The sequence below is a fragment of the Burkholderia pyrrocinia genome, assembly GCF_003330765.1.
GTDB lineage: Bacteria > Pseudomonadota > Gammaproteobacteria > Burkholderiales > Burkholderiaceae > Burkholderia > Burkholderia pyrrocinia_B.
The window spans coordinates 329954-341026 of sequence record NZ_CP024904.1 but is presented as its reverse complement, the minus strand read 5'-3'; the positions used below and the strand labels follow the sequence as shown (position 1 = coordinate 341026).

Below are 11073 nucleotides of genomic sequence, written 5' to 3'. Positions count from 1 at the left end.
CCATCACTCGGGAGGCACCATGCGTGAATCGAACGATCCATCCTGCGACCGGCCCGGCGCGGGCGACCGGGCCTCGGCCGATCCCCGCGCGGTCACGGTACGGCATCCCGTCACGCGCCTTTTCGAGCGCTTCGCGTCTCATGTGACCGTATGGGCCGGTTCGCCGGTCGCGTTCGGCAGCGCGGTTGCCGTCACGGTGCTGTGGCTCGCCACCGGGCCGGTCTTCCACTATTCGGATGCGTGGCAACTCGTCATCAATACCGGGACGACGATCATCACGTTCCTGATGGTGTTCCTGTTGCAGCGCAACCAGAACCGCGACAGCGTCGCGATGCACCTGAAGCTCGACGAGCTCGTTGCCGTCACGCATGCAGCCAGCGACCGGCTGATCGGGATCGAGGACGCATCGGAGGACGAGTTGCGCGCCATGGCGCGGACCTACCTCGAAATGGCGAAGCGGGTGGCCGCGCAGGAGAGCGAACCGGGCGCCGATCACGAACGCGATTCGGCTGACGATCCGCCCGAATCGCGACGGACATGACGGTAGAACGGGCGCGCAGCACGGCTGCGGAACGATCAGCACGGGAACTGCGGACGATTTTTCAACCGCTTGTCATTTCTGTCGAGGCGTCGCAGAGTGGACGGCATCCGCGCGACGAACGCGGGTTGCGAGCCGGTTGCAGCCGGCTCGATGAACGACGAACGACACGAATTCGGCGCACGCAGGGCTGCCGGAGCGACGGCTGCCTGGCGCCCCATCCGGAGCACAGCAGATGACCGAACGCCAGCCCCCCGACATCACGCCTCCGCAGTCGGAGCCCAGTGCGCACGACGCGCTCGAACACCTGCTCGGCAGCCTGCACCGGCATGGCTTCCTGCATTTCGCGAACGAGGTCGTCAGCGCGAATGCGCGGCTGGCCGACACGTTCGTCGACACGCTCGACAAGCCGGGCATGCAGAGCGGCATGCAGAATCTCGCGGTGCTGCTGATGGCGCTGTCGCGCATTCCGCCCGAGCAGTTCGGCAAGGCCGTGTTCGCGGCCGCCGACGCGCTGCATCATGTCGGCGCATGGCAGCCGTCGCAGCATGAACACGTCGCGCCCGGCGTGCGCGGCGCGTACCGGCTGCTGCACGATGAAGCGCTGTGGGATGCGCTGACGCCGTTGCTCGAAGGATTGAAGGTGTTCGCGCAAGGGCTCGCGCGCGATGCGCAGTTGCCTGTTACCTCGCCCGGCGAGAAGACGACGGGTACATGACCCGATGCACCGGCCGGCGCGAGGCCTTGACGCGTCGCGCGATGCCGCACGTCGGCACACATGCTGCGTCATTCCCACGCGTGCTTGCTGAACTGATAGCCCTTGGAGCGGATGGTCTTGATCCGCTTCGGTTCGGTCGCGTCGTCACACAGTTTGCGACGCAGCTTCGAGATGCGGCCATCGATCGAGCGATCGAGGCCGTCGAACGCGATGCCGCGCAACAGCAACGTCAGGTCTTCCCGGCTGACCACTTCGCCGGCGCGGCAGGCAAGGGCCCACAGCAGGTCGAGTGTGGGCTCGCGCCTTCGGCCGAAACGGTTCGGCGCGATATCTGGCGCGGAGCTGGCGAGGGTGCGTGATCAGGCAACCGCGACCATGACCGGGTGGAGACCCGTCACGGCACGTGGGCGGTCGCGACGCCGGAAGGCTGGCGTTCGGTGAAGCCGGGCGACTGGATCCTGCTCGATGAACGCGGTAACTGCTGGCCGATGGACACCAGCCTCTTCAAGCATTTCTACGAACCGGTAGCGGAGTGACTCGGCTACCGGAGGCCGGGACGCCCGCGTCTACCGGCTCTTGCGCGAAAACATCAACGAATCGGCGTCGTTGAAGCGGATGCGCGTCGGCTCGCCGTAACCGGCTTTCTCAGCTACACGGATCGACGTAACGTTGGTCGGTGCGATCAAGCACACGCTGCGCTCGAACCGTTGCTGCGCATCGAGCCACGCGAGCGCGGCTGCGAGCGCCTCGGTCGCGTAGCCTTTGCCGTGCGCCCAGGTCGCGAGCGCCCAGCCGGCTTCTGGCACGCCGCGAACCGACGGCTCGATGTTCCGGTGGAAATCCGCGAAACCGAGATCGCCGACATAGCGGCCCGACGCCTTCTCGCGAATCGCCCAGTATCCGTAGCCGAGCAGCGGCCACAGCCCGCGATACGCGAGCATGCGCATCCACGAGTCGCGCGGCGCAGACGGCTCGCCGTTGAAGATGTGCGCGACGACGTCCGGCTCGGCCCACATCGCGGCGAGCGCGTCGAAGTCGCCGAGCGGATGGCCTTCGAGGACGAGTCGCGGCGTGTCGAGAACGGGCGGGGAGGAGACGGGCGGCATCGTGGTTTCCGGAAGGGGGTGAACGCTGAGCCGCCAGCGATCTGATGGCCGGCAAGGCAGAGCGCTGAAATGATATCAAACCCCCTTGCCGCGGTGAGCGCGCGCAACGCCGATGGTTCGCGCGGCATGTCCTCCAGACTGGCCGCGTGGACTGCCGCGCCGACATGCGGGCCGCCACCTGTCGCCGCTGACCATCGTCGGCATCATGCAGCCGATGCTTCCCGATGAAACGGATAGTCCGTATACCCGCGCGCATCGCCGCCATAGAATGTCGCGCGATCGTAGCGCGTCAGCGGCGCGCCGGTCCTGAGCCGTTCCGGCAGATCGGGGTTCGAGACGAACATGCGGCCGAACGCGACGAGGTCGGCGTGACCGTCCGCGAGGATCTGTTCCGCGTTGTCGCGCGTGAAGCCGCCTGCCGCGACGATCGTGCCGTGGAACGCCTGGCGCAGATCCTTCGCCGACACGTCGTGTTCGCTCGCGGCCGCGTTTTCCTCGTTGCCGCGAATCCGCGGCTCGATCACGTGCAGATACGCGAGGCCGTAGTCGTTCAGGCGCAGCGCGACATAACCGAAGGTCGCGTGCGGATCGCTGTCGGATACCGTGCCGTACGAGCCGCTCGGCGACAGCCGTACCGCGACGCGGCCGGCGCCCCAGACGGACACCGCCGCATCGACGACTTCGAACAGGAATCGCGCGCGATTCTCGATCGGGCCGCCATAGGCATCGGTGCGGTCGTTCGCACCGTCGAGCAGGAACTGGTCGAGCAGGTAGCCGTTCGCCGCGTGCAGTTCGACCCCGTCGAAACCGGCGGCCTTCGCGCGTTGCGCGCCGGCGCGAAATTGCTCGACGATGCCCGGGATCTCGTGCAGCGCGAGCGGACGAGGCTCGACGAGCTCGGCTTCGGCGATCGCACCGTGCGCGTCGCGGATCGCCGCATGCTCGAGCGAGCGCCGCGCGGACGGCGCGATGGGCGTCACGCCGCCGGTGTTGGCCGGATGGGCCTGACGGCCCGCATGCCAGAGCTGCAGGAAGATGCGCGCGCCTTTCGCATGCACGGCGTCGACGACACGCTTCCAGCCCGCGACCTGGGCGTCGGTATAGATCCCCGGTGCGTCTACGTATGCGATCGCGAGCGGCGAGATCGCGGTGGCGTCCGTGATCAGCAGGCCGCCATCGGTCGCGCGCTGCGTGTAGTACTCGACCATCAGGTCGCCCGGCACGTTGCCCGGTCCGCTGCGCATCCGGGTCACCGGCGCATGCACGACACGGTGGTTGAGTGTGACGGGACCGAGCTTCAGCGGATTGAACAGCTTGTTCATCGTGTTCTCCTTGGAACGGGTGTTGGACGACTCGATGGTCGTCCCGAACGCCGTTCGTCAGAAGACCGGTCGGGGCGATAAAACCCATTCCCCCGCGGAATAACCCGCGCGCTGCCGCCGCCCGCAACGCGGCCGGACGCGATTACTCGGGCTTCCCGCGCGATAATCGGGCTTTCACGCAGCGCGCGTCGTGCGCGCGCCGCATTCCCGATCTGCCTCCACCACTCGACATGACGCTCGAATTCGACTGGCTCAGCCGCTTCATGGCGCTCGTCACGGTCACGGGGAAGCTCGAAATCCGCTGCGCGTTCGGCGCGCCGTGGGCGATCACGTACGAGCGGTCGCCGGCGCGCGAGATTCCGTACCACGTCGTGCTGCGCGGCCGCGCGATCCTCGAGAATCCCGACGACGGCACGGTGCGCGAACTCGGCGGCGGCGACCTCGTGCTGTTGCCGCACGGCTCCCCGCACGTGCTGCACGACGGCAGCGGGCTGCCGCCGGTGCCGGCGTTCGCGCGGCCCGGCGGTCACGTCCTGATCGGCGAGAACGCGGGCACGGGCGAGCGGCTGGACATGCTGTGCGGGCGTTTCGTGGTCGCGCCGCCGCACGACCGGTTGATCCGGCGTCATCTGCCGCCGGATCTCGTCGTGCGCGCGGCGGCGGACAGCCGGACGCCCGATGCGCTGGCCGCCACCGCGCGGCTGACCGCCCTCGTGGAACTGATGCGCGCGGAATCGCTCGAGCAGCAGCTCGGCGGTCTCGCGATCCTGAACGCACTGTCGGCAGCGCTGTTTGCGCTCGCGCTGCGCGCGATCAGCGATTCGGGGCAGGCGCCGACCGGCCTGCTGGCACTGGCCGGCCATCCGCGCCTCGCGCCCGCGATCGTCGCGATGCTCGACGATCCGGCGAGGCCGTGGACGCTGCCCGAGCTGGCCGCGCTGTGCAGCATGTCGCGCGCGACCTTCATGCGTCATTTCCAGTCGAAGCTCGGGCACTCGGCCGCCGACCTGCTGATGGACATCCGGATGAGCCTCGCCGCGAATGCGTTGCGCCAGCCATCGGCCAGCGCGGAGGCCGTGTCAGCCGACGTCGGTTACCAGTCGGTGGCCGCCTTTCGCCGCGTCTTCACGCGCTGGGCGGGGATGACGCCCGGCGACTGGCGGCGCCAGTCGCGCGGCGACCGGCGCGGCGCAGCGGCACCGGACGATCGCGTCGCCGGCGACGCGGAGTAGGCAGGAAGCGGGCGGTGCTCGCTGCGTTTGCCGCCGCGGCGCGTGACACCTTCAATGCGCGCGCGGGCCGCGCGCTGAAGAAGCCGGCTCGCGGCGATAGCTGCTATTCCGGCGAACCGCACGGCCGGCGGGCGAGACGGGAGCACCGTACTACAATTTGCGCGGGTGGCTGCCGACACACGCAGCGCGTGCCGAACGGCGATGCCGCACTGAACACGGACACGGAGAAGCAGCGCATGGATCGACTCGCGGCAATGGAAACCTACGTCAGCGTCGTGGAAGCGGGTTCGTTCTCGGCGGCCGCGAAGCGGATGAATCTCGGCCAGCCGGCCATCTCGAAGTCGATCGCGCAGCTCGAGGAGCGGCTCGGCGTGCGCCTGCTGCTGCGCTCGACGCGCGGGTTGACGACGACCGACGCCGGACAGCGTTTCTACGAACACGCGAAGCTGGCGATCCGCGAGGCCGACCAGGCCGAGCACGTGGTGCGCGATGCGTCTGCGAGCCTGTCCGGCAAGCTGCGCGTGAGCGCCGCCGTGAGCTTCACGTGCCTGCATGTGCTGCCGCTGCTCGACACGTTCCTGAGCCGTCATCCCGATCTGGAGATCGACCTCGCGCTCGACGACCGCAACATCGACCTGCTGGAAGAGGGCACCGACGTCGCGCTGCGGATGGGCACGCTGATCGACTCGTCGATGATCGCGCGCCGCATTGCGCGCAGCCCGCGGCTCGTCGTCGGCACGCCGGCGTATTTCGCGCGGGCGGGCATCCCGAAAGCGCCGGCCGATCTCGCCCGTCACCAGGCGATCGTGTATTCGCAGCGTGGCGGCGGCGAAGCCTGGTCGTTCAGCCGTAACGGTGCCGAAGTCGCGGTGGCGGTTTCCGGGCGGCTGCGCGTGAGCGCGGCCGAAGGGATGCGGACCGCCGTGATCGGCGGCATGGGGCTGGCGGTCGCGTCGCGCTGGATGTTCTCGCCCGAGCTCGCGTCCGGCGCCGTGCAGGCCGTGCTGACCGACTGGGAACTGCCGCCGGTCGACCTGTGGGCCGTGTTTCCGGCCGGTCGGCTCGTGACGGCCCGCGCCCGCGCGTTCGTCGAATTCGTCGAACAGGCGCTGGCGGAGGGCGAGCCGGCGCCGGTGCGATGAAGGTGCCCGGGCAGGGGCACCGGTTCCGTCGAACCGCGGCCGCCGCTCAGAACGCTGCCTTGCCGATCGACGCGCCGCCGTCGACGTAGAGCGTTTGCCCCGTCATGAAGCCGGCGTCGTCCGACAGCAGGAACGCGATCGTCGCCGCGATTTCGTCGGGCTTGCCGAAGCGTCCCATCGGGACGGCGGCGAGATAGCGCCGCTCGCCCTCGCTGCCCGGTGCATTGTTGGCGCGGAACAGTTCCGTTTCGGTCGGCCCGGGCGCCACCGCGTTGACCGTGATGCCCGTGCTCGCGAGTTCCAGCGCCCACGATCGCGAAAAGCTCACGAGCGCGGCTTTCGCCGCCGCATACGCGGTTCGCTGCACGATGCCGAGCACGGTCAGGCTGGAAATGTTGACGACGCGGCCCCAGCCGCGCTCGCGCATGCCGGGCAGCAGCGCCTGGACGGTCTGGACGGCCGGATGCAGGTTCAGCGCGAGTACGTCGTCGAGGTCGTCGAGCGTGACGTCGCCGACGGACTGCGGGCGCACGAGGCCGACATTGTTCACGATGCCGTCGATCGTGTGCCGCTGCACGAGCGCTTTCAGCGCGGCATCGGTCGCCCGGCTGTCGGCGAGATCGACGCGAACGAGTTCGCCCGGGAAATCCGCGCCGTCGCGCGCGAGGCCGATGACGCGATGCCCGGTGCGCACGAGCCGTTCGGAAAGCGCGCGTCCGATCCCCTTGGTCGCGCCGGTGACGAGAAAAGTGCGTGCAGTCATGAAGGACTCCAAATTGAACTACAAGGCAGGAGCAGCCGCCGCGCCACGTGCGGTGGCGCGGCGACTCGCGCTCAGGCGTGCACGGCCTTTTCGATGACCGGGAACATGTCCGACGGATCGGGGCGATGCGTGTAGTCGGGATTGACTTCCGAGTACAGCACGACGCCGTCCTGACCGATCACGTAGCGTGCCGGCATCGGCAGCGTCCAGCCAGGATCGTTGTTGAATGCCGGCAGGTCGTTCTTCAGCATCTTGTACAGGTCGACCAGATAGTCGGGCAGGTTGAAGCGCAGGCCGAACGCCGCGCCCGTCTCGCCGTTCACGTCGCCCAGCACGGGGAAGTCGAGATGATTCGTGCGGACGGACTTGCGGCTGTTGACGGCCGTCTGCGGCGAAATCGCGACCACGTGCGCGCCGAGCGCCTGGAGCTGCGGCAACGCTTCGTTCAGCGCCTGCAGTTCGAGGTTGCAATACGGGCACCAGACGCCGCGATAGAACGTGACGACGAGCGGCCCCTTCGCGAGCAGGTCGGCCGAGGACACGTCGTTGCCGTCCTGGTCCTTCAGGCGGAACGTCGGTGCTGGATCGCCGGCCTTGATTGCGCGGGCGGCCTGGCCGCTCGCGATCAGTTCGGCTGTCGCGCGTTCCATGATCGGGTGGATTTCGGGCGGCGCGTTGTACGGCGGCTTGCCGGCCTTGAAGTCGGCCTTGAATGCGTCGAGTTTGTCCTGGAGCGACATGGCGAATCTCCTGTGCGTGGATGGAAGTCGGGTTGCGTGGCGGGCGAGCGATCGGCTCGTCGTGGAACCCATCTTCGGCGAAGCGCTGTCGCGTCGGTAGCGGGCGCCCGCGCATAACTTCCATTCCCGGCGGGAATGGGGCGGCATATCCGGCGCCATCGCAGTCATCGACGCAGCGCGCCCGTCGCGGCAACGGGGCCGGCGACGGGCGCGGTCGAAACGGAGGCGGGAGGCGGGAGGCGGGAGCCGGCATCGGGACCGGATGCCGTCCCGAATGCCGGCGATACCGCGGTGCTTACTTCACGGGCGGGAAATCGACGACCGTGTCGTTGATGCGGTTGAACGTGTTGGTGAAGATCGTCAGCGCGATCGCGAGCGAGATTTCCGCGAGTTGCGCGTCCGTGTAGCCGGCTTCGCGGATCGCCGCGAATTCGTCGTCCGCGATCGTGCCGCTGGTCCGTTGCAGGTTCAGCACGAAGCGGATCAGCGCGTCGCGCTTCGCGTCGCCGGTATTCGGCTGGCTCGAGCGAATCGCGCGCAGCGCGTCGGCCGACAAGCCGGTCATCTTGCCGAGCAGGTTGTGCGCGGCGACGCAGTAGTCACACCCGGTGTCGGCGCTGACGAGCAGCTTGATCGTTTCGAGATCCTGCTTGCTCAACGTGCCGCCGGCGAGCACGCCTTCGGCGTTGAGTACGGCCGCGAGCGCGTTCGGCGCGAGATGGCCGACGGCGGCGAACAGGTTGGGGACGGTGCCGCCGGCGATCTTGCGGACTTGTGCGTACACGTCGGCGGTTGCGCCGGTGGCGGATTCGATGGCGGGAATGGCGATGCGGCTCATGACTGGCTCCTTGATCGGAAAGTTGAGGCCCGTTCGTTCGGGGTGACTCCACTTTAGAAGCGCAGATTGATCCTTGTAAGACGTAAAATCGCCAAATAAATGCTCAAAAGTTTCAATCGAATGCGCGACGGCTCGCGATCGTCGGCATCCGGCACCGGCTCCAAGTCCGGCGGGGCGCAGGCGATCTACTTCCGGCTTTTCAGGAAGGTCCGACCTTCGGTCGTGATCGACGCGCCGGAGCGGCCGTGCACGGGGTGGCTGACGAAGCCTGCGCTGACGAGTTCCCGCGCGATCGACCAGCCGAGTGCCGGCGCATCGCGGCCATAGCGAACGTCGGCGAGGCGTTCGAGCGCCCAGATTGCGGAGGCTGACAGGTTGGGGGTGTTTGACGTGTCGTTGTCGCTCATCGCTTCCTCGGGGAATGGAGATTCGGAGTGGACGGCGCAATGCCGTGAGATTGACGCTGCAAGCGTCAGCCCGCCTGCAGCAAGGGCAACAGCGCGTGAAGCGCCGCTTCCTCGTCGGGGCCGGTGGCCAGCACCTGGGCCGCCGTGCCGCCGTGCACCTGCAGCGACGCGATTGCGCCGCCGTCCTTCGCGTTGCCGCTGTGCCCGTTCGCAATCAGCAGGATGTCGCTTTCGAAGCGGCATGCCGCGTCGACGGTCGCGTCGCGTGCGGCGCCGCCGCGATTGCGGTTCCACGCGGGGCCGATTTGAACGTACACAACGGTTGCCACGATGTTGGAAGGCCTCTGGGCGGGTGGTCGGGGGCGGCACGCGGCGTCGGGCCGGCAGCGCGCCGGGAACGCGCGAAACGCGGTGGCGCGGCGCGTGTCGCGTACATCGGGCAGCCGGCATTTCACGATTTCCCGCAGGGTCGCGGCGTGCCGATCGGGTGGTTGAGGCGCGCTATCCGGCGCGAACATGCCGACATCCGCAGTGAAGCAGTCTTCAAGTTCGCAGAATGTCGTGAAGTCGAGGATTATAATGCATCGGTTCGGTTATGTGAATTGCATTATAATGTCGTGTGCATCGACGGCGGCCCGTCGCTCCGTCGGCGGGTGTGTCCCGACCGCACTGCCGCCCGGGTGCGCAGCCTGCTCGCCCGGCATTTTTTTATCGACGACCCGAACTCCTCCCGAATGGAAGCTGCAATGAACGCCGCCCCCGCCTGCCCGCAATGCGCGATGGAAAACACTTACCCGGACGGCACGCTGACCGTGTGCGCGGACTGCGGCCACGAATGGTCGGCCGGCGCCGGTGCTGACGCGGGCGACGAACCGGCGGGCGACGTCGTCAAGGACGCGAACGGCAACGTGTTGTCGGATGGCGATTCGGTCGTGCTGATCAAGGACCTGCGCGTGAAGGGCTCGTCGATCACGCTGAAGATGGGCACCAAGGTCAAGAGTATCCGGATCGTCGGCGGCGATCACGAAATCGACTGCAAGACCGACATGGGTGCCTTCATGCTGAAGGCCTGCTATCTGAAGAAGGTCTGAGCGCGCACGCTTCAATCAACCGCTTGCATCTGGCTACCCGGGCATGGCCGAGGATCGAACTTCCTACGACGCGTTCGTCAGATTCCTGTCGACGCCCTTGAACGACGGTCGGCCTTTCGTGCTGGAGACGCAGCACGCGGTGTCGCTGCACTTCGATCATTTCGGCACGCAGAGCTGCATGTCGCGCAGGGATCCGGTCCGGCTCGAGCTCGGCTATACGCGCGTGATGATGGGCTTCCTGCTGCTGCAGCCCGAGCCCGCGCACATCTGCATGCTCGGGCTCGGCGGCGGCTCGCTGGCGAAGTATTGCTACCGGCACCTGCCGGGTGCGGCAATCGACGCGGTCGAGATCAACCCGGACGTGATCGCGCTGCGCGACGTGTTCAGGATTCCTGCCGATAGCGCACGGTTCACGGTAGTGTGCGCCGACGGCGCCGATCATATGGAAAGGGCGGACATCCGGACGGACGTGATCCTGCACGACGCGTTTGTTGCCGACGGCATGCCGGGCCGGTGTACGGGCACGGCATTCCTCGACGCGTGCCGCGCGCGCCTGAGCGAAACCGGCGTGCTCGCGATCAACTTGATGGACGACGATCCGGCGCTGCCGCAGCATCTCGAGCGGCTGAGATCGGTATTCGGTGCGTCGTATGCGCTGGTTCCGTGCGGTGACGACAACAACTTCGTCGCGTTCGCATGGAAGGACGACCGCCGGCTGCCGTCGCTGCGCATCCTGCTCGAGCGCGCCCTCGCGTGTGCGCGGGCCGGCGAGCTCAAGCTGGCGGCCACGGCAAGGCGCATGAAGAACGGGGAAGGCGTCGATCCGCAGCGGCTGGTCCGGCGTGCGCAACCGCATGGGCGATGGGAGATTGGCGCGTAACCGGTACGTAATCGGCGCCGCTGGTGCGGCCTGTGCGGCCGCGCTTACTTCACGCGCTTGCCGAGCGCGCTCTTGGTCTTGTAAGTCACGCCGTGCCGGTCGAGATACTCGCGGATCAACTGCCGCACGACTTGCGACGGCGTGAGATCCTGCTCCGCGCAGAGCATCTCGAAGGCTTCCTTCTTGGCGGGGTCGATCAGGACGGTCAAGCGGGCGGTTTTCGTTTCCATTGCGAGGCGAGGGTGGTCGGTATGTTAATCAAATTATAATCGATCAAATTTCGGCGCCGCCACCGG

The 11073-nt window shown here is 67.6% G+C and carries 15 protein-coding genes and 1 pseudogene; 7 read left to right on the top strand and 9 right to left on the bottom strand.

Annotated features, from left to right (window positions below):
- Positions 1–19 precede the first annotated feature (19 nt).
- Together CUJ89_RS34615 and CUJ89_RS34610 are read left to right on the top strand one after the other, a co-directional pair.
- Positions 20–541, top strand: coding sequence for a low affinity iron permease family protein (locus CUJ89_RS34615; RefSeq protein ID WP_114181952.1), 522 nt, complete (start codon positions 20–22; stop codon positions 539–541).
- A gap of 232 nt (positions 542–773) precedes the next feature.
- Complete coding sequence (locus tag CUJ89_RS34610; RefSeq protein ID WP_114181951.1) at positions 774–1256, top strand: DUF1641 domain-containing protein; 483 nt, start codon at positions 774–776, stop codon at positions 1254–1256.
- A gap of 68 nt (positions 1257–1324) precedes the next feature.
- Here the strand turns inward: CUJ89_RS34610 and CUJ89_RS34605 are convergent.
- Positions 1325–1543: pseudogene (locus tag CUJ89_RS34605) on the bottom strand (winged helix-turn-helix domain-containing protein); the annotation flags it as partial.
- A 96-nt stretch (positions 1544–1639) separates the two neighbouring features.
- Between CUJ89_RS34605 and CUJ89_RS38125 the strand changes: the two are divergent.
- A complete protein-coding gene (locus CUJ89_RS38125; protein WP_161556580.1) occupies positions 1640–1792 on the top strand; it encodes a hypothetical protein in 153 nt (50 codons plus the stop codon).
- Positions 1793–1822: 30 nt separating this feature from the next.
- Here CUJ89_RS38125 and CUJ89_RS34600 read toward each other — a convergent pair whose 3' ends face one another.
- Together CUJ89_RS34600 and CUJ89_RS34595 are read right to left on the bottom strand one after the other, a co-directional pair.
- The gene (locus CUJ89_RS34600; RefSeq protein ID WP_114181950.1) at positions 1823–2362 is read right to left on the bottom strand and encodes a GNAT family N-acetyltransferase; all 540 of its coding nucleotides are present in this window, start codon (positions 2360–2362) and stop codon (positions 1823–1825) included.
- 203 nt (positions 2363–2565) lie between these two features.
- Positions 2566–3684 (bottom strand): alkene reductase, encoded by a 1119-nt coding sequence (locus tag CUJ89_RS34595; protein ID WP_114181949.1) that lies wholly within the window; start codon positions 3682–3684, stop codon positions 2566–2568.
- 230 nt (positions 3685–3914) lie between these two features.
- Between CUJ89_RS34595 and CUJ89_RS34590 the strand changes: the two genes are divergently transcribed.
- On the top strand, positions 3915–4916 hold the full coding sequence (locus tag CUJ89_RS34590) for an AraC family transcriptional regulator (protein WP_114181948.1): 1002 nt from the start codon (positions 3915–3917) through the stop codon (positions 4914–4916).
- 236 nt (positions 4917–5152) lie between these two features.
- A complete protein-coding gene (locus CUJ89_RS34585; protein WP_114182456.1) occupies positions 5153–6058 on the top strand; it encodes a LysR family transcriptional regulator in 906 nt (301 codons plus the stop codon).
- Between the two features lie 46 nt (positions 6059–6104).
- On the opposite strand, the gene CUJ89_RS34580 is transcribed toward CUJ89_RS34585, so the two are convergent.
- The 5 genes from CUJ89_RS34580 to CUJ89_RS34560 all read right to left on the bottom strand — a co-directional run bounded on the left by CUJ89_RS34580 (position 6105) and on the right by CUJ89_RS34560 (position 9123).
- Entirely contained in the window at positions 6105–6821 is a 717-nt protein-coding gene (locus tag CUJ89_RS34580; RefSeq protein WP_114181947.1) for an SDR family oxidoreductase, read from the bottom strand.
- A gap of 71 nt (positions 6822–6892) precedes the next feature.
- Complete coding sequence (locus CUJ89_RS34575) at positions 6893–7561, bottom strand: peroxiredoxin-like family protein (protein WP_114181946.1); 669 nt, start codon at positions 7559–7561, stop codon at positions 6893–6895.
- Between the two features lie 295 nt (positions 7562–7856).
- Positions 7857–8399, bottom strand: a complete 543-nt coding sequence (locus tag CUJ89_RS34570; protein ID WP_114181945.1) for a carboxymuconolactone decarboxylase family protein — start codon at positions 8397–8399, stop codon at positions 7857–7859.
- A 185-nt stretch (positions 8400–8584) separates the two neighbouring features.
- The gene (locus CUJ89_RS34565) at positions 8585–8806 is read right to left on the bottom strand and encodes a hypothetical protein (RefSeq protein ID WP_114181944.1); all 222 of its coding nucleotides are present in this window, start codon (positions 8804–8806) and stop codon (positions 8585–8587) included.
- A 65-nt stretch (positions 8807–8871) separates the two neighbouring features.
- The gene (locus CUJ89_RS34560; RefSeq protein WP_114181943.1) at positions 8872–9123 is read right to left on the bottom strand and encodes an HPr family phosphocarrier protein; all 252 of its coding nucleotides are present in this window, start codon (positions 9121–9123) and stop codon (positions 8872–8874) included.
- A 429-nt stretch (positions 9124–9552) separates the two neighbouring features.
- Between CUJ89_RS34560 and CUJ89_RS34555 the strand changes: the two genes are divergently transcribed.
- Both CUJ89_RS34555 and CUJ89_RS34550 read left to right on the top strand, forming a co-directional pair.
- The gene (locus tag CUJ89_RS34555) at positions 9553–9897 is read left to right on the top strand and encodes a zinc ribbon domain-containing protein YjdM (RefSeq protein WP_114182455.1); all 345 of its coding nucleotides are present in this window, start codon (positions 9553–9555) and stop codon (positions 9895–9897) included.
- A 43-nt stretch (positions 9898–9940) separates the two neighbouring features.
- Positions 9941–10777, top strand: a complete 837-nt coding sequence (locus CUJ89_RS34550) for a spermidine synthase (RefSeq protein WP_114181942.1) — start codon at positions 9941–9943, stop codon at positions 10775–10777.
- Positions 10778–10821: 44 nt separating this feature from the next.
- On the opposite strand, the gene CUJ89_RS34545 is transcribed toward CUJ89_RS34550, so the two are convergent.
- Positions 10822–11007 carry a ribbon-helix-helix protein, CopG family gene (locus CUJ89_RS34545; RefSeq protein ID WP_021158209.1) on the bottom strand — a complete coding sequence of 62 codons (186 nt, stop codon included), beginning with the start codon at positions 11005–11007 and terminating at the stop codon, positions 10822–10824.
- Between the last annotated feature and the right edge of the window lie 66 nt (positions 11008–11073).